The following is a 22052-nucleotide window of genomic DNA, read 5'->3' as shown; positions in this document are numbered from 1 at the left end:
AGCGTAAAGAAATGGATCCAAATACGTGGGATAATACCCATATGACCGTTATTTTTATAGCCGCATTATTATTGAATGGAATTTTTATATTATCCGTATCAATGATAATGGAAAGATGTAAAAATTAAATGCCTACTTAACAGCAGGACCTCCGTCCCACTGTTTTCAGTATCAACGACAAACAACAAAAAACCCTTAAGTCTGCTTGTTGGCAGGCTTAAGGGTTCCGACCCCATCCGGCGCTTATCTCCGGCACTCATATTGGCTTAGCTCTTGAAGGGGCGATAAGAAGAATCTCATAGACCGATTAGTTTTTTTTAACATTAATTGCTGTTTGACTATTTTATAAGCACATCTAGCCACATGATTAGCGCTGTACTTCACTGATCGCGTCCAGCAGAAGGCGTAGCCCTGCGGGTTGATGTTCACGCGAAAGGTATAAACCATATATCGGCAGGGATTTAGGTTGAAGCTCGGGCAATAGTCTAATCAGTTTTCCCTGCGCCAATCCTTCCTGTGCCTCCAGCTCTGGCACCAACGCGATCCCCATTCCTGCCAGCGCCGACTCGCAGAGCAGCGAAGAGATCCCGGCGCTCAAATTGCCTCTGATTGCAACGGAGACCGGCTGCCCCAGAGGATCCAAAAAGTGCCAGGATTGTCCGGCAAAACCGCTGTAGTACAGGCAATTGTGCCGTGTGAGATCGTCGATTGTCTCAGGCGTGCCATGCTGATGCAGATAATCGACAGACGCACAAAGAACCGATTTACAGTCGCCCAACCGACGGGCGATGGTCCCTGGCTCTGGATTATCCGTTATGCGGATCGCCACATCGATGCGTTCCCCCACAAGGCTTACCGGTTGGTTATTGATCTCCACCTCAATACGTAACTGCGGATATTGCGCCATAAACGTCGGCAGAACCGGAGCAAGAATATGCATGGCGGTAAAATGGGCGCAGGCCACACGTAGCGTGCCGGAGGGAATTTGCGCAGCACTGGCGGCACCAATATCCAGCGAAAGTTGCGCCAGAGAACGTGTTTTCACTAATGCCTCTTCACCTGCAGGCGTGATCGTCAAGCGACGCGATGAGCGATGGATAAGCCTTGCGCCTGCCCATTTCTCCATCTCGTCGAGATATCGACTGACCATCGGGCGTGACAACCCCAATGCACGCGCGGCGGCACTCAGACTGCCCAAATCACAGATATGGTTGAATACCGTTGCCGCCATCACTCTGTCCATTGCATCCCATCCGATCGTTTTATGAAACTCAGCATGTCCTAATGAGGGAATTCTAACAGATCCGAATTTCCTTAAAATACGGGAACTATCAAAAGACAATTTCCTGCACAAGGTTACCTGGTATGAAAGTTAAAACTCTGGCTCTGCTGTTACCGCTGTTTGCATCTTCCGCTTTTGCCGCACCGCTACAGCTGGACGTCTATAATCCGCAAGATAAGGCTATTTTCCCGGTCTCTTCGACGCTGGTGTCTGGCCCAAAAGAGGCGATTTTGTTTGACGCCCAGTTCAGTACCAAAGATGGCGAACAGTTGGTGCAGATGATTCGCGCCAGCGGTAAAACGCTGAAGGCTATAGTGATCACCTCCGGCGATCCGGATTTCTATTTTGGTCTGCAGCCCATCGTAAAGGCCTTCCCACAGGTAAAAGTCCTGGCTACGCCGCAGGTGGTAGACCATATCCGCGCCACCAAAGAGGCCAAGCTGCAGTTCTGGGGCCCGCAAATGAAGGACGGCGCGCCAACATCGCTCACCGTTCCGCAGGCAACTACGCAAACGCAGTTCACGGTTGATGGCGAAACGCTGGAACTGCGTCACCCCAACGATTATGCAGCGTATGTCTGGATCCCGGCGAATCGCGCCATTATTGGCGGCACAGGCGTGGCTTCAGGTATTCACGTCTGGACGGCGGATACACAGTCTGAACAACAACGTAGTGCATGGCGTAGCGTACTGAGCGAAATGCAGAGCCTACAGCCCACTCAGGTGGTCCCGGGTCATTACATTGGCGACCGCCCAACTGGCGATAAAGCTATTCGCTTCACCCAGGACTATTTGCAGTCGTTTGAGCAGGCGCTTGCGGCGAAGAAAGGATCGGATTATGTGATTAAAACCATGACGGCAGCATGGCCAGGTCTGGCGGACGTAAGCTCGCTGGAACTAAGTGCAAAAGTTAATAGCGGCGAGATGAAGTGGTAATGAAGTTTTAAGGCAAAAAATAACCCCGAACGCGTGTCGGGGTTTCGTTACGATAAGCATACAGGAATCAATGAACGCCCATGCGCCAGGCAAAATAGATCTCTTCTTTCAGTTCAGTGGAAGAGAGCGCCAACAGATCTGCAAACTCCAGCTCAAGCTGTTTCAGCCTTTTCAGGTACTGAGCCGGTGAAAGATCGGTTTTATCACGACGTAAAAATTCTATTGCCAGTTGGGCAGGGTCTAATTGGGTAGACATATCATCCTCGCTTGTGTTCAAAACCTGCACAGTATAACACCATTCCCTGTGCAGATAATGACCAAAAGCAATATGCATCACAAAATTGCGGTCGTCAGACGCGACGTGCAGCACAATCGTCCCTGCTCATCGAAGATTTCTATTTGCCACACCTGGTGACGAGAACCTGTATGTAACGCGCGACATACGCCCCTGACGTGCCCTTCCCGTGCAGAACGGATATGGTTGGCGTTGATCTCCAGGCCCACCACTTTCTGCTCACCCTGAGTACATAAGTAGCCCGCTACCGAACCAATGCTTTCCGCCAGCACCACGGATGCGCCGCCGTGTAACAACCCAAAGGGTTGCTTAGTACGATGGTCCACCGGCATCGTCGCTTCCAGCGTATCGTCGCCAATATGCACAAAACGAATATTGAGCAACCCAACCATATTTCCTTCACCCATGGCATTGAGCGCCTCGAGTGTGACTTCACGTTTCCAGATCATCCTATAATCTCCAGCAGTGCCTGTAATGGATGGCGAACGCCCGTACCTTCAACGCGTTTAACCTGGCTGCGACAGGAGTACCCTGTAGCCAGACAACGGTTACGCGGCAATCGTTGCATTGCCTGGTGCCATGATAACTCATAGATTCCTAGTGAGTTCTGGTGGTTCTTCACTTCGTGACCATAGGTGCCAGCCATACCACAGCACCCCACGCTGACGTTCTCCAGCTTTGCGCCAAAGCGAGCAAAAATAGCCGCCCACTGTGCAGGCGCACCCGGCAAAGCCGTCACTTCCGTACAGTGGCCAAAGAAGTACCACGGTTCACCGCCAACAGCGACTGGCTGCTGTGCTTCCACAGCTTTCGATAACCATTCGTTGGCTAGCAATACCTGGAAATCACCCCGCTGTTCTCCCAGCGCCAGCTTGTATTCATCGCGATAACAAAGCACCAGAGCCGGATCAACACCCACCATCGGAATATTCAGCTTCGTTACCCGGTTAAGAAACTCGGATGTCTTTTTCGCCGTTTTGGCAAAACGGTTTAAAAAGCCTTTAATGTGCTGCGCCTTGCCGTTTGGCGAAAACGGCAGCAGTACCGGCTGCATACCCAGTTTTTCTACCAGACGTATAAAATCAGCGACCACCTGCGCATCGTAATAGCTGGTGAAAGGGTCCTGCACCACCAGCACCGTACGGGCTTTTTGCTCAAGGCTGAGTAATTCGAGCTGTTCCAGCGTCATATTGGCGGAACGATGCCCCACCAGTTGGCGTTGCAGCGACGGCGCAGACAACAGCGGTAAATCAACCATTCCAATGTGCTTTTTAGCCAGATTTCGCACCAGCGGCTGATTGATGAAGAAGTTAAATGTTTTAGGCGCCCGTGCCATTAGCGGCGCATAGCTCTCAACGGTCGCCACCATGTGATCGCGCAACGGGCGCAGATAACGCGTGTGGTACAGCTGCAGGAAGCGTGAGCGAAACTCCGGCACATCAATTTTAATCGGACACTGTGTGGAACAGGCTTTACACGCCAGGCACCCTGACATCGCCTCTTTCACTTCATGCGAGAAATCGTATTCCCCCTTACGCGCATGCCAGCTGTTGCGGGTACGGGTAATCAGCGTGCGTAAACTGGCGCGTTTCTCCGGTAGCTCTTTTTCCAGTTGCACAGGGTCGATCCCGCGATCGGCCAACAGACGCAGCCATTCACGTACCAGCGTGGCTCGCCCTTTCGGCGAATGAATACGGTTGAGGCTGATTTTCATCGACGGACACATGGGGCTTTTCGCATCGAAGTTAAAGCATAACCCGTTGCCGTTACACTCCATTGCCCCCCGCCACTCCTGGCGTACGGCCAACGGGATTTGACGGTCATACGTTCCGCGTTTCATCGCGTCCACTTTCATCATCGGCGCATCAACGCCTTCCGGTGGACAGATTTTACCCGGATTGAGCCGGTTTTGCGGATCAAACACCGATTTCACTTTGCGCAGTTCACGATACAGTTCATCACCGAAGAACGCCGGGCTGTATTCCGCACGAAAACCCTTCCCGTGCTCACCCCACAACAGACCGCCATATTTTGCCGTCAGCGCGACAACATCATCAGAAATGCGTTTCATCAGCACTTCCTGCTGCGGGTCGCACATATCCAACGCCGGTCTGACGTGCAGCACGCCAGCATCCACGTGACCGAACATGCCGTAACTCAGACCATGGCTGTCGAGCAGCGCGCGAAACTCGGCAATATAGTCAGCCAAATGCTCCGGAGGAACGCAGGTATCCTCGGCAAACGGAATTGGCTTCGCGGAACCTTTTGCATTGCCCAGCAGACCGACGGCCTTTTTACGCATGGCGTAAATACGTTCGACACCCGCCAGTTCGGTACACAGCTGCCAGCCAATAACGCCCGCTTCCTGACGAGCGATTAACCCATCCAGTCGGTCACACAGCGCGCTGACCTGTGAATCAATTAAGGCTTCGTCGTCACCGGCAAACTCCACAATGTTCAGACCCAGCATCTCTTTATCCGCTACATCGGTAATCAGTTCGCTTACCGAGTGCCAGACGATGTCTTCACGCGCCAGATTGAGTACTTTGGAGTCGACGGTTTCTACCGACAATGCGCGCGCTTCCACCATCACCGGCGCGTTACGCAACGCCGAGTCGAAAGAGTCGTACTTAACGTTAACCAGTTGTCTGACTTTGGGCAGCGGCGTGATATCAAGGCGGGCTTCGGTGATAAACGCCAGCGTACCTTCAGAGCCGGTAAGAATGCGGGTTAAATCAAATTCGGTCATCTCATCGTTAAAGACGTGCCGCAGATCGTAACCCGTCAGGAAGCGATTAAGTTTCGGGAATTTATCCATGATCAGCTGTCGATTCTCACGACAACGCTCATAAACGGTCTTATAGATACGGCCAATCGTGGTATTGCTTTTACCCAGCATTTCGGCAAGCTCGACCGGCATGGGCTGGGTATCCAGAATATCACCGCCCATCAGCACCGCACGGATGCCCAACACATGGTCGGAAGTTTTACCGTAAACCAACGATCCTTGCCCGGACGCATCGGTGTTGATCATCCCGCCGAGCGTTGCCCGGTTACTGGTGGATAATTCGGGGGCAAAGAAATAGCCGTATGGCTTCAGAAATTGGTTGAGCTGATCTTTTATCACCCCGGCTTCTACCCGCACCCAACCTTCTTGCGGGTTGATTTCAATAATGCGGCTCATATAGCGGGACATATCAACAATAATGCCCTGGTTCAGCGCCTGACCGTTGGTCCCGGTGCCGCCGCCGCGCGGGGTAAAAATCAACGACGAGAAAAGCGGTTCTGCCGCCAGACGGGCGATTAGCGCCACATCTGCGGTTGAACGAGGGAAAACGACAGCATCAGGTAGCAGCTGATAAATACTGTTATCCGTCGACATTGTCAGACGATCGGCATAGCTCGTTGCCGTATCACCCGTGAATCCTTGCTGCTCCAGCGCCTGCAAAAAATTGAGCACCAGTTGAACGACACCTGGCGCCTGAGAAATTTGTGGAATCATTATAGTGACCCTTTCCTGCGGTCTGTGTTGTGAATTTAATCGTTTGCGTGTTGCTATGTTTGTTGTATCACATTTTTTTCTAATACGCTCAGCAGATTTACAGGCAGAATCCGCCTGTTCAAAACCGCTGAAATTGCTCATCATTACAGGGTGTCATTTAAGTATTCACGTCGCGTCAACGTTCTGGCGCAAAGACAAAGGTGAAAAGTATTTATGGTAAATTTCCGTCAGCCCAGGGATATTGCACAAGTGCTGCTATCGGTGCTGTTTTTAGCCATCCTGATTGTGGCCTGTCTCTGGATTGTTCAGCCCTTTATCCTCGGTTTTGCCTGGGCAGGCACGATTGTCATTGCAACCTGGCCTATCCTGCTACGCTTACAAAAATTGCTCTGGGGACGTCGTTCACTTGCCGTACTGGTGATGACGCTGTTGTTAGTGCTGTTGTTCATCATCCCCATCGCACTGCTGGTTAACAGCATCGTCGATGGCAGTGGGCCGCTGATCCATGCCGTAACCGCAGGTGATATGACGCTACCGGATCTGGCGTGGTTGAACAGCATTCCGCTGGTGGGTGCCAAAATGTATGGCGCATGGCACAGCTTACTGGATATGGGCGGTTCGGCCATTATGGCCAAGGTTCGTCCTTATATCGGTACCACCACCACATGGTTCGTCGGTCAGGCCGCGCATATCGGCCGCTTTATGATGCACTGTGGTCTGATGCTGCTGTTCAGTGCCCTGTTGTACTGGCGCGGTGAACAGGTCGCATTAGGTATTCGTCACTTCGCCTGCCGTCTTGCCTCAAAACGTGGCGATGCTGCCATTCTGCTGGCAGCGCAAGCCATACGCGCCGTCGCATTAGGCGTTGTGGTCACCGCTCTGGTGCAGGCAGTGCTCGGGGGTATTGGTCTGGCGGTGACCGGCGTGCCGTATGCCACACTGCTGGCGGTATTGATGATCCTGTCTTGTCTGGTGCAACTGGGGCCGTTGCCGGTGCTGATTCCGGCCATTATCTGGCTATACTGGACGGGGGATTCAACCTGGGGCACCGTGCTGCTGGTGTGGAGCGGCGTGGTCGGAACACTGGATAACGTGATTCGACCGATGCTGATTCGTATGGGGGCTGATTTGCCACTGATCCTGATTCTCTCCGGGGTCATCGGTGGGCTGATTGCCTTCGGCATGATTGGCCTGTTTATCGGCCCAGTGGTACTGGCTGTTTCCTGGCGTCTGTTCTCCGCCTGGGTAAACGAAGCGCCTGCGCCAGGTACCAATCCGGATGAAATCCTCGAAGAAATTGCTGAAATCGAACGCAATAAGTAATCCAACATCAGGCGGCAGCGCCGCCTGATTATTTAACAATACTAATCAATCTCTTCCTCTTACGGGATTAGACCCAACCTCGTCCTTCTTTCAATACTCATTTGTGTCGCAAATTCTTTACAGTTTTTAAACTATTGAGATGAATCTGATCGACGTAAAAAATCAGTATGCCTACTATTAACCCATGGCTTTAGATCAACACATTGATTTATAAGCATGGAAATCCCCTGAGTGAAACAACGAATTGCTGTGTGTAGTCTTTGCCCATCTCCCACGATGGGCTTTTTTTTGTCCTTCCCGTGCCGCTCCACCAACCTTAGCGCACCAACACATTCTCTTCCCAGCCAGGGAACAAATAATATTGCACAAAATACTGTGACTCTCTTCAAGCCGAAATATCCACAGCAATGTTATTACTATTCTACCGTCTTTTATGAAGTGACCAAATAATGAACGCATTAGAGCTACAGGCGATCCGCCATATTTTTGCTATGACGGTGGAAGAAAGTGCCAGGTATATCGCGCGCGATGACAATGTTGCCGCCTGGCAGCAATGGGAAAAGGGTGAAAAAGAAATTCCAGGCGACATCGTCCGCATTTGTTCAGAAATGAAAGCCAGGAGGAAGTTAAGAATTAATGCAATTATCGACAAAATAAATAATCGTATCGGTAATAACACCATGCGTTTTTTCCCTGATCTGAACGCTTTTCAGGCGGTTTATCACCATGAGGGTTTTCTCGACTGGAAAATCTATCAGTCGGCAGCTGTTGAACTCTATGCTCACGATCTCGAGCGTATGTGTTAAGAGATTGCAACGCCATACCTATTTAGCCTCTTCGCTGAGTATCACATTATGAAAAACACCTATTTCTCCACTGCGATAGGGCTGTACCTAAATTACCTGGTGCACGGCATGGGGGTCATTCTGATGAGCCTCAATATGTCTTCGCTGGAACAACAGTGGCAAACCAATGCTGCGGGCGTCTCGATAGTTATTTCCTCACTTGGTATCGGCCGCTTAAGCGTTTTATTAGTGGCAGGGATGCTTTCCGATCGCTACGGTCGCAGACCATTTATTATCCTTGGTATGACCTGCTACCTGATTTTCTTTATTGGCATCATCAATACTCACAGTATTTTTCTTGCCTATGCTTTTGGTTTTTTAGCAGGAATGGCAAACAGTTTTCTCGATGCCGGAACCTATCCCAGCCTGATGGAGGCATTCCCCCGTTCACCCAGCACGGCCAATATTTTGATAAAAGCCTTCGTCTCCAGCGGTCAGTTCCTGCTGCCAATGATTATCAGTCTGCTGGTGTGGGCCGAACTTTGGTTTGGCTGGTCCTTCCTGCTGGCGGCAGCCGTTATGATACTCAACGGCGTGTTTTTGTTTCGCTGTCGGTTTCCGCCACACCCTGGGCCACATACCGTCATCAGGGCACAACCTGTTGAACGCGAAACCGGACAACCTGCACATCGTTGCTCCCTGCTCGATCTTGCCAGCTATACCCTGTACGGCTACATCGCAATGGCAACATTTTACCTGGTAAGCCAGTGGCTGGCGCAATACGGACAGTTTGTCGCCGGAATGTCCTATACGTTATCGATCAAACTGTTAAGCATTTATACCTGCGGCTCTCTACTGTGCGTGCTGATCACCGCCCCGCTTGCGCGAAAAGCAGAACGCGCGACATCAATGTTGATGCTGTATACGTTTATCTCATTTACCGCACTGCTGATGGTTTGTCTGCATCCGACACCCTACGTGGTCATTATCTTCGCGTTTGTCATCGGTTTTTCGTCAGCCGGAGGCGTTGTGCAAATCGGTTTAACGCTGATGGCCGCACGCTTTCCACATGCAAAGGGCAAAGCGACCGGGATTTACTACAGCGCGGGCAGCATTGCGACCTTCACCATTCCATTGATAACAGCAAAACTCTCAGAAACCAGTATTGCTCACATCATGTGGTTTGATACTGGCATAGCCGCTGTTGGGTTCCTGTTGGCGTTGTTTATTGGTTATCGCAGCCACATCGCGTCAAAGCATCATCTGAAAATGATACAAGCGGTAGAATAACGTGGATGCAATATTGTTCCCCCCTTCTGCAAAATAATTGGCATATATTTTAAAAAATCAGCAAAACACCGGATGGCAGAGTTCAATTTCACAGTGTGTTATGCAATATACCTGGCAACTTAAACGCCATGCTATGTAGGTTCTGTGGCTGCCGCCCGGTATATTAATTACAAGGTCGCCGCAATTTAAACAATATCGACGAGCACAGAACAATTTTAAAATCCGCAAGGAGTTGTGAAAATGTCTCAAAGCAAGACCTTTAATACGCCATTTCTTTTGGCGATAACCTGTATTTATTTAAGTTATTTCCTACACGGCATTAGCGTCATTACACTGGCGCAAAATATGACCTCTCTTGCAGAAAAATTTTCCACCGACAATGCAGGAATTGCCTATTTGATTTCAGGCATTGGTCTGGGGCGACTAGTGAGCATCTTATTCTTTGGTGTGCTCTCAGATAAATTTGGTCGTCGGGCTATCATTCTGTTAGGCGCGATTCTTTATATACTGTTCTTCTTCGGTATTCCCGCCAGCCCTAATCTGATGATTGCCTTTATTCTGGCCGTTTGCGTTGGCGTGGCAAACTCGGCACTGGATACCGGTGGGTACCCAGCGTTAATGGAATGCTTCCCTAAAGCCTCTGGCTCAGCCGTTATCCTGGTGAAAGCGATGGTCTCGTTTGGGCAGATGATCTACCCCATCGTCGTCAGCACCATGCTGCTCAACCATATCTGGTACGGTTATGCGGTCATTATCCCGGGTGCGTTGTTTGTAGTCATTACCTTGATGCTGCTAAAAAGTCGTTTCCCCAGTCAGATGGTGGATGCTGGCATCGCGAAAGATCTGCCACAGATGAACAGTAAACCGTTGGTCTGGCTGGAAGGTGTGGCATCCGTCATGTTTGGTGTTGCTGCCTTTTCAACTTTTTACGTCATCGTGGTCTGGATGCCGAAGTATGCGATGGCCTTTGCCGGCATGGCAGAATCCGACGCACTGAAAACAATCTCTTACTACAGTATGGGTTCGTTGGTCTGCGTATTTATCTTTGCCGCGCTGTTGAAAAAATGGGTACGACCTATTTGGGCGAATGTATTTAATGCCGGACTGGCAACCATCACCGCAGCCGTGATCTATTTATACCCATCTCCGCTGGTATGTAACGCCGGTTCATTTCTCATTGGGTTCTCTGCCGCTGGCGGTATTTTACAGCTCGGTGTCTCGGTGATGTCGGAGTTCTTTCCCAAGAGCAAAGCCAAAGTCACCAGTATTTATATGATGATGGGGGGCGTAGCCAACTTTATTATCCCATTAATCACCGGATACCTCTCTAACATTGGTCTGCAGTACATTATTTTGCTGGACCTTGCATTTGCTCTGTTGGCTTTTGTCACCGCCATCATCGTCTTTATTCGTTACTACCGCGTGTTTGATATCCCAAAAAATGATGTGCGGTTGGGCGAGCGTTATTTTCAATAAATTGTTTAGAAGGAGTTTCAAATGGATGTAACTGCAAAATATGAATTGATTGGTTTGATGGCCTACCCTATCAGACACAGCCTGTCGCCTGAAATGCAAAATAAGGCATTAGAAAAAGCAGGATTGCCATTCACTTACATGGCATTTGAAGTCGATAACTCAACGTTTGCTAATGCCATTGCCGGGCTGAAGGCCTTAAAGATGCGTGGTACCGGGGTCTCAATGCCCAACAAACAGCTGGCATGTGAATATGTTGATGAATTAACGCCTGCTGCCAAACTGGTCGGCGCAATTAATACTATCGTCAATGATGATGGTTACCTGCGCGGTTACAATACCGATGGCACAGGGCATATTCGTGCAATTAAGGAAAGTGGTTTCGATATCAAAGGTAAAACCATGGTACTGTTGGGCGCAGGCGGTGCGTCGACGGCTATTGGTGCCCAGGCAGCGATTGAAGGCATCAAAGAAATTAAACTCTTTAACCGCCAGGATGAGTTTTTTGCCAAAGCGCAGGAGTTTGCCAAACGCGTCAATGAAAACACCGACTGCGTGGTCACCGTTATCGATCTCGCCGATCGCCAGGCTTTTGCTGACGCACTTGCCAGCGCGGATATTTTAACCAACGGCACAAAAGTCGGCATGAAGCCGCTGGAAAATGAATCTCTTGTGACCGACGTTTCCCTGCTGCGTCCGGAACTGCTGGTAACCGAATGCGTCTACAACCCGCATATGACCAAATTATTGCAGCAGGCACAAAGTGCTGGTTGCAAAACAATTGATGGTTACGGCATGTTGTTGTGGCAAGGGGCTGAACAGTTCAAGCTCTGGACCGGGAAAGATTTCCCACTGGAGTATGTGAAACAGGTTATGGGTTTTGCCGCCTGACGGGCAAGCATTTGTACAATAGTTAAAGGGTAATCAATGAAAACCGTAACCGTAAGAAACCTCGCTATTGGCGAGGGTGCGCCGAAGATCATTGTCTCGCTGATGGGTAAAGACATCGCAACGGTAAAAAGCGAAGCGCTGGCCTATCGCGAAGCGGATTTCGACATTCTGGAATGGCGCGTAGACCATTTCACCGATGTCTCTTCCATTGAGGCGGTGTTGGAAGCTGCGCGCACCATCCGCGATGTGATGGCTGACAAACCACTGCTTTTCACCTTCCGTAGCGCCAAAGAAGGCGGTGAACAGGCTCTGTCTGTCGAGCACTATATTGCACTTAACCGCGCGGCAGTAGACAGCGGTCTGGTGGATATGATCGATCTGGAACTGTTTACCGGAGACGAACTGGTCAAAGCGACCGTCGAGCATGCCCACGCGAAAAATGTCTTTGTGATTATGTCCAATCACGATTTTCATAAGACACCAGCCGCGGAAGAGATTGTCCTGCGCTTGCGTAAAATGCAGGAACTGGGCGCAGATATCCCGAAGATTGCCTTGATGCCGCAAAATAAAGCGGATGTTCTGACGCTGCTTAGCGCCACGCTGGAAATGCAAGAACGCTATGCCGATCGCCCGATAATCACCATGTCGATGGCTAAAACAGGGGTGATTTCACGTCTGTCTGGTGAGGTTTTCGGTTCAGCGGCAACCTTTGGGGCAGTAAAAAAAGCCTCCGCCCCAGGACAAATTTCGGTCACCGACCTGCGTACTGTATTGACAATATTGCATCAGGCTTAATTACAGATATATCCATATAAATATCAGTAATGCCCTGCCCCAGATATTCGTCTAACCACGGATATCTGGCCGGTAATTAAGCGTTATAAAATAACTCACAATATTATTGTCGAATATAGCGACAGGTAGTCGCACGCATATAATCTGGAGTTCAAATGAAATTTTCAAGACCAAATCGTATAGATGGTCGGGTACCCGTATTATCCGCTGCAGATGCAGTTGATTATATTCCTGATGAAGCAACGCTTTGTATATTAGGTGCGGGCGGGGGTATTCTCGAAGCAACAACATTAATTAAAGCACTGGCAGAAAAATATAAAAATTCTCAGTCGCCACGAAATTTAGCGTTGATTAGTCCTACAGGTCTGGGTGACCGTGCCGACCGGGGAATTAGCCCGCTGGCACAGGAAGGTTTAGTCAAATGGGCATTATGCGGACACTGGGGACAATCACCGCGTATCTCCGACCTGGCTGAACAAAATAAAATTGCCGCCTATAACTATCCTCAGGGCGTATTAACCCAAACCCTGCGTGCATCGGCGGCTCACCAGCCAGGGATCCTTAGTGATATCGGCATCGGTACATTTGTTGACCCTCGCCAACAAGGCGGCAAACTGAATGAAGTGACCACCGAAGATCTGATCAAATTGGTGGAAATTGATAACAAAGAGTACCTGTATTACAAAGCCATTGCGCCAAACATCGCCTTTATTCGTGCCACCACCTGCGACAGCGAAGGCTACGCCACCTTTGAAGATGAAGTGATGTATCTCGATGCGCTGGTGATTGCCCAGGCCGTACACAATAACGGCGGCATCGTTATGATGCAGGTGCAGAAAATGGTGAAGAAAGCCACGTTGCATCCGAAAGCGGTGCGTATTCCCGGCTATCTGGTCGATATTGTGGTCATCGACCCCGACCAAACACAACTGTACGGCGGCGCGCCGGTTAACCGCTTTATCTCTGGCGATTTTGTTCTCGATGACAGCCAACAGACTGCCCTGCCGCTCAATCAGCGTAAACTGGTGGCCAGACGCGCCCTGTTTGAAATGCGCAAAGGTGCTGTCGGCAACGTTGGCGTAGGGATTGCCGATGGCATTGGCCTCGTCGCGCGCGAAGAAGGCTGTGCTGACGATTTTATTCTGACAGTCGAAACGGGTCCGATTGGCGGAATCACCTCTCAAGGTATTGCTTTCGGTGCCAACGTCAACACCCGCGCCATTCTGGATATGACCTCCCAGTTTGACTTCTATCACGGTGGCGGGCTGGATGTGTGCTATTTAAGTTTTGCCGAAGTGGATCGCCACGGCAACGTCGGCGTACACAAATTCAATGGCAAAATCATGGGTACCGGCGGTTTTATCGATATTAGCGCCACCTCCAAAAAAATTATTTTCTGCGGCACGTTAACTGCCGGAAGTCTGAAAACGGAAGTTGCCGATGGCAAGTTAAATATCGTGCAGGAAGGTCGGGTGAAAAAATTCGTCAACGAATTACCTGAAGTGACTTTCAGCGGAAAAATTGCCCTCGAACGTGGACTTGATGTGCGCTACATCACTGAACGCGCTGTCTTTACGTTAAAAGCAGATGGTCTTCATTTAATCGAAATTGCACCGGGAGTCTCTTTACAGGAAGACATTCTGGACAAGATGGATTTCACGCCAATTATTTCTCCAAATCTGAAACTGATGGACGAAAGATTATTTATCGATGCCTCGATGGGGTTTGTATTACCCGACGCTGCCAATTAAAAGGAGTACCCTGATGGACTTTTCGTTAACTGAAGAACAAGAACTGCTGCTTGCCAGCATTCGGGAACTGATTACCAGCAATTTCCCGGAAGAATATTTCCGCACCTGCGATCAGACGGCTACTTACCCGAAAGAGTTTATGCGTGCCCTCGCGGACAACGGTATTTCGATGCTGGGCGTTCCGGAAGAGTTTGGTGGCATCCCGGCGGATTACGTCACGCAGATGCTGGCGCTGATGGAAGTTTCAAAATGTGGCGCGCCCGCTTTTTTGATCACTAACGGGCAGTGCATTCACAGTATGCGTCGTTTTGGATCCGCCGAACAACTGCGTAAGACCGCAGAAAGCACCATGGAAACGGGCGATCCGGCGTATGCGCTGGCATTAACCGAACCGGGAGCGGGTTCCGACAACAACAGCGCGACCACCAGTTACACCCGCAAAAATGGTAAGGTCTATCTCAACGGGCAGAAAACTTTTATCACCGGCGCGAAAGAGTATCCCTATATGCTGGTACTGGCCCGCGATCCGGAACCCAAAGATCCGAAAAAAGCCTTTACGCTGTGGTGGGTCGATTCGAAGAAACCCGGCATTAAGGTTAACCCGCTGCATAAAATCGGCTGGCATATGCTCAGCACCTGCGAAGTCTATCTTGATGACGTTGAAGTCGACGAAAGCGATATGGTCGGAGAGGAAGGCATGGGCTTTCTCAACGTCATGTACAACTTCGAGATGGAACGTTTGATCAATGCTGCGCGCAGTACCGGTTTTGCTGAATGCGCCTTCGAAGATGCCGCCCGTTACGCCAACCAGCGCATCGCGTTCGGTAAGCCAATTGGTCACAATCAGATGATCCAGGAAAAACTGGCGCTGATGGCGATTAAAATCGATAACATGCGCAATATGGTGTTGAAAGTCGCCTGGCAGGCCGATCAGGAACAGTCTCTGCGCACCAGTGCAGCGCTGGCAAAACTGTATTGCGCACGTACGGCAATGGAAGTGATTGATGACGCCATTCAGATTATGGGTGGACTGGGTTACACCGACGAAGCACGCGTTTCCCGCTTCTGGCGCGATGTCCGCTGTGAACGCATTGGCGGTGGTACAGATGAAATCATGATTTACGTCGCAGGCCGCCAAATCCTGAAAGATTATCAGAATAAGTAAGCAGTAATGCTTGCCGGATAGCGCAAATGCGTTATCCGGCACGTGCCAGGTTAATCATATTTCTGGCATCAAACATTCCTGTTCTACGAGGTTATTTTTAAACTGCTTACGATAATCGCTGGGGGTACAACCCACATGCCGCTGAAAGAGTTTGGCAAAGTGATCGACATTTTCATACCCTACCCGCCAGGAAATTTCTGCCAACGAGGACTCCGTATTCGTCAGGGCAAATTTTGCCTCTGTCATTCGTCGCTGAATCACATAATTAATCGGCGAAATACGATATTCTTTAGTGAATTCGTGACAGATATAACTCACGCTGGCGCGAAACTTCTTAGACAATTGTTCCAGCGTAATTTTCTCTCGGAAGTTGTTATTTAAATAAACCAACACATCTTTAATTAAGATATCTTTCTTAATATGTCCCTGCTCAGAACGATAAGCATTTTTAAAATTCTCGTAATATAAAACGGTTAGTGCATAAGCGAAGGCGTCATAAGCAGAAGACGTCAGGTTATTCTTACTCTGCGGGATCATAACACTCAGTTCATTAAAGATACTTTTAATAACCTCTTTGCCCTGACTGACGCTAATAACCGGACACGAGTGCATCTGCAAGAGTTGGTTCTCCTGCCAGTCGTTGAAACGAAAGCCGTAGAGCGCACAGGTGTAAGTGGTTGCAGGCGCGCTGCTATCGGAAGCAACCGCATGTAACCGCCCTTGTTCTATCACCACGATGTCACCCGCATGCGCGACATACAGCGAAGAGTCGATAATTAATCTTGCGACACCCTTTTTTACATAGATAAGCTCTGTTTCATTGTCATGAACATGATGGCCCGACTCCCAGTTAGGATCATCACTGATGACGAATCGCGAAAATCTCGGGGTTTTCCCCTGTTCAAAAAGGGTCTCCATGGCATTATCAAAACAGCGTTGATACATGACAACCTCCACCGAAAGGCAGTAATTTTGCGGATAATTAATATCGAAAAGTAAAAACGATGATGACGTTATACAACGTTATTCTGCCCAGACGAAACAAAATTATTTGCGTCGTCTGCAAGATGGCACCTCCAACTCCAGCACACTGCTCTCACAAATTATTTTTATTTTAAGAAAGCTGGAAAGTATAAATGTTATTAAGTCAGCAATAATAATTTACACACCAGAAACAAAGTGCGTGCAGAAACGGATAAAAATATGATCCATTTCTCAAAAAAGCGCCTCGATTTTATTTCCATATTTATCACCTTAACTCCCGACGTCGGCTTTGCGTTCATAAACTCAGCATTCATAAAGTCCTTTTTTTTGCAAGATTGTTGGGAATGAAAACAGATTGCCCCGTCGAAAACAGTCTTCCTCTGCCGCACACTATTTTCAGTCAATTTTCCCTACTGTTGATGATGGCACTCCCCGTCATCATCCACACGAGAATCACTGGAGATACCATGAAACTAATAACCTGCTTTAAGTTGGTGCCTGAAGAACAGGACATTGTTGTTACCCCACAACGTTCACTTAACTTTGACCGGGCCGATGCCAAAATCAGTCAGTTTGATTTGAATGCAATAGAGGCCGCGACGCAACTTAGTGCGGAAGGTGATGAAATCGTCGCCTTAACGGTTGGCGGCTCGCTACTGCAAAACTCCAAAGTGCGTAAAGACGTACTGTCCCGCGGGCCAGACAGTTTGTTTATGGTGCAAGATCCCCAACTGGAACATTCATTACCGCGAGACACGTCTCAGGCGCTGGCCTGCGCAGCCAAAAATATTGAATTCGACCTGATGCTGTTCGGTGAGGGGTCTGGAGACATCTACGCCCAGCAGGTGGGCTTACTGGTTGGCGAACTCTTACAACTTCCGGTGATTAACGCCGTCAGCAACATCCAACGTAACGGCGATCGCATTGTGGTTGAACGTACGCTGGAAGACGAAGTTGAAGTGATTGAACTGCCGCTCCCCGCCGTGCTGTGCGTAACCTCAGATATCAACACCCCGCGTATTCCCTCGATGAAAGCCATTCTGGGCGCGGGTAAAAAACCGGTCACACCGTGGCAAGCCAGCGATATTGGCTGGACACCTGCTTCACCGTTAGCAGAACTGGTGAGCCTCATCGTTCCGCCACAAACAGAACGTAAGCACATTATTCTGGAAAATGACTCAGCAGAAGCCATCGCCGAGCTGGCTGAACATCTGAAAAAAGCCCTGAACTAAGCCCAACGGAGAGAAATTATCATGAGTAAATTAGCTAACGTATGGGTGTTCAGCGATAACGTAGAACGCTATGCAGAATTAATGGCCGGCGCACGCCTGTGGGGTGAACAGGTACACCTTATTGTACAAGGCAACGAACAGGCCAATCAGGTTAAACCTCTGGGAGCCGATGAGATAATCGTGCTGGAAGCAACGTCCGGTTTACAGCGTGTTGAAAACTTCGCCGAGACCATCGCCGCCCTGATACAAGAACATGCCGGGCTATTACTGATGCCAGCCACCAAACGGGCCAAATCCCTTGGCGCGCGGTTAAGTATTCAGCTCAATGCAGCGATGGTAAACGACGCCACGTCGGTAACGCTTGATGATGGCTCACTGTTCGCAGAACACCGTATGTATGGTGGTCTGGCATTCGGCAAAGAAAAAACCAAAAGCACGCAGGCAATTATCACCCTTGCCCCAGGCGTACTTGAACCGGTAGAAGCTAATGCTTCACATACCTGCCCTGTTGTCTCTGCACCTTACATCGCACCGCACCATGAAATTATGTGTCAGGAGCGTCGCGCCAAATCCGTGAGCAGCGTGGATCTCAGCAAAGCCAAACGCGTGGTGGGCGTGGGCCGCGGCCTGGTTGCGCAAAACGATCTGGAGATGGTGCGCCAGTTGGCATCTGTACTGGGTGCAGAAGTGGGTTGTTCACGACCGATTGCCGAAGGTGAAAACTGGATGGAACGCGAACGCTACATTGGCGTTTCTGGCGTATTACTGAAATCGGACCTTTACCTCACCCTCGGCATTTCAGGACAAATTCAGCATATGGTCGGCGGTAACGGCGCGAAAGTCATTGTTGCCATCAACAAAGATAAGAAAGCCCCTATTTTCAATTACGCCGATTACGGACTGGTCGGCGACATCTACAAAGTCGTTCCGGCTCTTATCGAGCATCTCAGCCGCTAACCCCACATTTAACTCACATATCCCGCTGCCCTTGCAGCGGGAAGGGAGCATAAAGCATGTCAGATGAAAAATTTGATGCCATTGTGGTCGGTGCTGGCGTGGCGGGTACGGTTGCAGGCTACGTGATGGCTCAGGCCGGACTGGACGTGCTGGTCATCGAGCGCGGAAACAGTGCAGGCAGTAAAAATATGACCGGCGGAAGACTCTATGCACATAGTCTTGAGCGCATCATGCCGGGGTTCGCGCAGGAAGCGCCGCTCGAGCGTAAAGTCACCCGCGAAAAAATCTCCTTTCTGACCGAAGAAAGCGCCGTCACTCTCGATTTCCATCGTGAAAAAGCTGACGCACCAACGCAGGATTCGTATACCGTTTTGCGCAACAGACTTGACCCGTGGCTAATGGAAAAAGCGGAACAAGCTGGCGTGCAGTTCATCCCCGGCGTGCGCGTCGATGCCCTGATCCGCGAAGGTAATAAGGTCACCGGAGTCCAGGCCGGTGACGATATCCTCGAAGCCAATATTGTCATCCTTGCCGATGGCGTCAACTCTATGCTGGGGCGCTCCCTGGGGATGGTTCCGCCCTCTTCTGCACATCACTATGCCGTCGGCGTAAAAGAGCTGATCGGCTTACCTCCAGCGGTCATTGCAGATCGCTTCAACCTTTCAGGTAATGAAGGCGCGGCCTGGCTGTTTGCGGGCTCACCGTCTGATGGATTGATGGGAGGAGGATTTTTGTATACCAACCAGGACTCCATCTCTCTGGGTCTGGTGTGCGGTCTGGGGGATATTGCCCATGCCACAAAAAGCATTCCACAAATGCTGGAAGACTTTAAGCAACATCCAACTATTCGGCCATTGATTGCCGGTGGTGAACTACTGGAATATTCCGCGCATATGGTGCCGGAAGGCGGTCTGGCAATGGTTCCAAAGCTGGTCGATGACGGTGTGATGATCGTGGGCGATGCCGCCGGTTTCTGTCTGAACCTGGGTTTCACGGTGCGAGGTATGGATTTGGCCATCGCTTCCGCAGAAGCCGCTGCCCAAACAGCCATTGCAGCAAAAGAACGACAGGATTTCTCTGCCAGCAGTCTGATGGACTACAAACGTGCGCTCGAACAGGGCTGTGTGATGCGCGATTTACAGCATTTTCGCAAGATCCCGGTGCTGATGGAAAACCCACGTCTGTTCACCCAGTACCCACGTATGGTGGCCGACATCATGAGCGATATGTTCACCGTTGACGGACGTCCAAATCAACCGGTTCGCAAGATGATTATGTCCCACGCAAAACAAATCGGGCTGATGAACTTACTGAAAGACGGTATCAAGGGGGCAACTGCACTATGAATCAGGACAATACCGTTAACGTTGACGTCAAACTGGGCGTTAATAAATTCAATGTCGATGAAGGCCACCCGCATATCATCCTGGCCGAACATCCCGATCTTAATGAATTTCGCAAGCTGCTGAAAGCCTGCCCCGCCGGGCTGTATAAGCAGGACGAGAGTGGAAACATTCATTTTGATTCTGCTGGTTGCCTGGAGTGCGGAACGTGTCGAGTACTGTGCGGCGACACGATCCTCGACCAATGGGAATATCCGGTCGGAACATTTGGCGTTGATTTTCGCTACGGCTAACGGATTTTGCCTGTAGTACACCGGATCGGCCACACCGGCCATCCGGTCAGATGTATGCCGAAATCATCCTGGGAATAACTTCATGAGTATCACACTAACGTTTAACGCCGAACGTCGCGAGGCCTGGCGACAACAGGGTTTATGGGGAGATGCTTCGCTTGGCGATTACTGGCACCAAACTGCCAAAGCCATGCCAGATAAAATCGCCGTGGTTGATAACCATGGCGCTTCATTCACCTATGCTGCACTCGACAGTGCAGCCAGCAGTCTGGCAACCTGGTTTTTAGCCTGCGGTATTCAACCTGGCGACCGCGTTGCCTTCCAGTTACCGGGCTGGTGCGAGTTTACGATAATCTACCTGGCCTGTCTGAAAACCGGGGCCGTTTCCGTACCGCTGCTGCCTGCCTGGCGTGAAGCAGAGCTGGTATGGGTGCTGAATAAGTGCAAAGCGAAGATTTTTTTCGCACCGACGCTGTTTAAACAGACCCGACCGGTCGATCTGATCCTGCCCTTACAAAACCAGTTGCCGCATCTGCAACAGATCGTTGCCGTGGATAAACTGGCTCCGGCAACTACCTCGCTGGCGCTCAGCCAACTGCTTTTAGCTCCGCCATTAACCCAAACGATTAATGTTCACGCCGATGAACTGGCGGCGGTGTTGTTTACCTCCGGAACCGAGGGAATGCCAAAAGGCGTAATGCTGACCCACAACAACATCCTTGCCAGCGAGCGCGCCTACTGTGCCCGCCTCAATCTCACCTGGCAGGATGTGTTTTTGATGCCCGCACCACTGGGACACGCTACCGGTTTTCTGCATGGCGTTACCGCACCGTTTTTAATCGGCGCACGCAGCGTATTGTTAGATATTTTCACCCCAACCGCCTGTCTTGAACTGCTGGAGCAACAGCGCTGTACCTGTGTGCTCGGCGCAACACCCTTCGTCTACGACATGTTATGTAGCATGGAAAAACGCCCAAGCGATCTCTCATCGCTACGCTTTTTCTTATGTGGGGGCACAACCATTCCACAGAAGATTGCCCGTGACTGCCAGCAGCTCGACATAAAATTATTAAGCATTTATGGCTCGACAGAGAGTTCACCGCATGCGCTGGTCAATCTTGACGATTCACTTTCTCGCATGATGAATACCGACGGATATGCTGCTGCAGGCGTCGAAATTAAAGTGGTCGATGAAGCACGCAATACGTTGCCTGTGGGTGTAGAAGGCGAAGAAGCGTCACGCGGTCCCAATGTGTTTATGGGCTATCTCGATGAACCCGAACTCACCGCCCGTGCGCTGGATCAAGACGGCTGGTATTACAGCGGCGACTTATGCCGAATGGACGATGCGGGGTACATCAAAATCACCGGACGGAAAAAAGATATCATTGTCCGCGGTGGAGAAAACATCAGCAGCCGCGAAGTTGAGGATATCTTATTGCAGCATCCCCGCATTCACGATGCCTGTGTTGTCGCGATGCCGGACGAACGCTTAGGTGAAAGGTCGTGTGCTTACGTGGTGCTAAAACCGCCGCATCATTCGTTGTCGCTGGAATCAGTGGTAGCCTTTTTTAGTCGCAAGCGAGTGGCAAAGTACAAATACCCTGAGCACATTGTGATCGTGGAGAAATTACCGCGTACGGCGTCCGGTAAAGTACAAAAATACCAGTTGCGTAAGGATATTATTCAGCGTTTGAGTATGGAGAGTATTACAGGATAAAGCGCCGGATGGCGATGCTCACGCATCTTATCCGGC

19 protein-coding genes and 1 other RNA gene are annotated in these 22052 nt (G+C 50.2%); 15 read left to right on the top strand and 5 right to left on the bottom strand.

Annotated elements, in window-relative coordinates:
• Positions 1 to 367 precede the first annotated feature (367 nt).
• A complete protein-coding gene (locus tag BZK41_RS14375) occupies positions 368 to 1243 on the bottom strand; it encodes a LysR family transcriptional regulator (protein ID WP_079938572.1) in 876 nt (291 codons plus the stop codon).
• A gap of 122 nt (positions 1244 to 1365) precedes the next feature.
• Here BZK41_RS14375 and BZK41_RS14370 point away from each other — a divergent pair, with 122 nt between their 5' ends.
• A complete protein-coding gene (locus BZK41_RS14370) occupies positions 1366 to 2217 on the top strand; it encodes a Vmh family MBL fold metallo-hydrolase (RefSeq protein ID WP_079938571.1) in 852 nt (283 codons plus the stop codon).
• A gap of 67 nt (positions 2218 to 2284) precedes the next feature.
• Here the strand turns inward: BZK41_RS14370 and BZK41_RS14365 are convergent, their stop codons facing one another.
• The 3 genes from BZK41_RS14365 to BZK41_RS14355 form a co-directional block, all read right to left on the bottom strand.
• Positions 2285 to 2473 (bottom strand): YdiH family protein, encoded by a 189-nt coding sequence (locus tag BZK41_RS14365; RefSeq protein ID WP_003030540.1) that lies wholly within the window; start codon positions 2471 to 2473, stop codon positions 2285 to 2287.
• A gap of 77 nt (positions 2474 to 2550) precedes the next feature.
• A complete protein-coding gene (gene menI / locus BZK41_RS14360; protein WP_079938570.1) occupies positions 2551 to 2961 on the bottom strand; it encodes a 1,4-dihydroxy-2-naphthoyl-CoA hydrolase in 411 nt (136 codons plus the stop codon).
• Entirely contained in the window at positions 2958 to 6014 is a 3057-nt protein-coding gene (locus tag BZK41_RS14355; protein WP_079938569.1) for an FAD-binding and (Fe-S)-binding domain-containing protein, read from the bottom strand. Before BZK41_RS14355 ends, menI begins: the two co-directional genes overlap by 4 nt.
• Before the next feature lie 213 nt (positions 6015 to 6227).
• Between BZK41_RS14355 and ydiK the strand changes: the two genes are divergently transcribed.
• The 9 genes from ydiK (at position 6228) to BZK41_RS14310 (ending at position 15487) form a co-directional block, all read left to right on the top strand.
• The gene (gene ydiK, locus BZK41_RS14350; RefSeq protein ID WP_003832632.1) at positions 6228 to 7337 is read left to right on the top strand and encodes an AI-2E family transporter YdiK; all 1110 of its coding nucleotides are present in this window, start codon (positions 6228 to 6230) and stop codon (positions 7335 to 7337) included.
• A 184-nt stretch (positions 7338 to 7521) separates the two neighbouring features.
• Positions 7522 to 7629: antisense sRNA RprA (gene rprA / locus BZK41_RS14345), an RNA gene on the top strand.
• Between the two features lie 157 nt (positions 7630 to 7786).
• Positions 7787 to 8143 carry a YdiL family protein gene (locus tag BZK41_RS14340; protein WP_079938568.1) on the top strand — a complete coding sequence of 119 codons (357 nt, stop codon included), beginning with the start codon at positions 7787 to 7789 and terminating at the stop codon, positions 8141 to 8143.
• Positions 8144 to 8191: 48 nt separating this feature from the next.
• Positions 8192 to 9412 carry an MFS transporter gene (locus BZK41_RS14335; RefSeq protein ID WP_079938567.1) on the top strand — a complete coding sequence of 407 codons (1221 nt, stop codon included), beginning with the start codon at positions 8192 to 8194 and terminating at the stop codon, positions 9410 to 9412.
• 240 nt (positions 9413 to 9652) lie between these two features.
• A complete protein-coding gene (locus BZK41_RS14330; protein WP_032943180.1) occupies positions 9653 to 10888 on the top strand; it encodes an MFS transporter in 1236 nt (411 codons plus the stop codon).
• Between the two features lie 21 nt (positions 10889 to 10909).
• Positions 10910 to 11776: a quinate/shikimate dehydrogenase gene (gene ydiB / locus BZK41_RS14325; protein WP_079938566.1), complete on the top strand. Its 867-nt coding sequence runs from the start codon at positions 10910 to 10912 to the stop codon at positions 11774 to 11776.
• Positions 11777 to 11812: 36 nt separating this feature from the next.
• On the top strand, positions 11813 to 12571 hold the full coding sequence (gene aroD, locus BZK41_RS14320; RefSeq protein WP_079938565.1) for a type I 3-dehydroquinate dehydratase: 759 nt from the start codon (positions 11813 to 11815) through the stop codon (positions 12569 to 12571).
• 155 nt (positions 12572 to 12726) lie between these two features.
• Entirely contained in the window at positions 12727 to 14322 is a 1596-nt protein-coding gene (locus tag BZK41_RS14315; RefSeq protein WP_079938564.1) for an acyl CoA:acetate/3-ketoacid CoA transferase, read from the top strand.
• Positions 14323 to 14335: 13 nt separating this feature from the next.
• A complete protein-coding gene (locus BZK41_RS14310; protein WP_003832619.1) occupies positions 14336 to 15487 on the top strand; it encodes an acyl-CoA dehydrogenase in 1152 nt (383 codons plus the stop codon).
• 54 nt (positions 15488 to 15541) lie between these two features.
• Here the strand turns inward: BZK41_RS14310 and BZK41_RS14305 are convergent, their stop codons facing one another.
• Positions 15542 to 16432 (bottom strand): AraC family transcriptional regulator, encoded by an 891-nt coding sequence (locus BZK41_RS14305; RefSeq protein WP_079938563.1) that lies wholly within the window; start codon positions 16430 to 16432, stop codon positions 15542 to 15544.
• A gap of 506 nt (positions 16433 to 16938) precedes the next feature.
• Between BZK41_RS14305 and BZK41_RS14295 the strand changes: the two genes are divergently transcribed.
• From BZK41_RS14295 to fadK, 5 genes are all read left to right on the top strand, one after another.
• Positions 16939 to 17703, top strand: a complete 765-nt coding sequence (locus BZK41_RS14295) for an electron transfer flavoprotein (RefSeq protein WP_079938561.1) — start codon at positions 16939 to 16941, stop codon at positions 17701 to 17703.
• A 21-nt stretch (positions 17704 to 17724) separates the two neighbouring features.
• Complete coding sequence (locus BZK41_RS14290; protein ID WP_079938560.1) at positions 17725 to 18660, top strand: electron transfer flavoprotein subunit alpha; 936 nt, start codon at positions 17725 to 17727, stop codon at positions 18658 to 18660.
• Positions 18661 to 18716: 56 nt separating this feature from the next.
• Entirely contained in the window at positions 18717 to 20006 is a 1290-nt protein-coding gene (locus BZK41_RS14285; protein WP_079938559.1) for an FAD-dependent oxidoreductase, read from the top strand.
• Positions 20003 to 20296, top strand: coding sequence for a ferredoxin ydiT (locus BZK41_RS14280; protein ID WP_003832609.1), 294 nt, complete (start codon positions 20003 to 20005; stop codon positions 20294 to 20296). Before BZK41_RS14285 ends, BZK41_RS14280 begins: the two co-directional genes overlap by 4 nt.
• Positions 20297 to 20378: 82 nt before the next feature.
• Positions 20379 to 22016: a medium-chain fatty-acid--CoA ligase gene (gene fadK, locus BZK41_RS14275; RefSeq protein ID WP_079938558.1), complete on the top strand. Its 1638-nt coding sequence runs from the start codon at positions 20379 to 20381 to the stop codon at positions 22014 to 22016.
• The last annotated feature ends 36 nt before the right edge of the window (positions 22017 to 22052 follow it).

Source organism: Citrobacter sp. A316, assembly GCF_002042945.1.
Lineage (GTDB): Bacteria > Pseudomonadota > Gammaproteobacteria > Enterobacterales > Enterobacteriaceae > Citrobacter > Citrobacter portucalensis.
The sequence above is the reverse complement of the archived record's forward strand: the minus strand, read 5'-3'. Positions and strand labels throughout refer to the sequence as shown.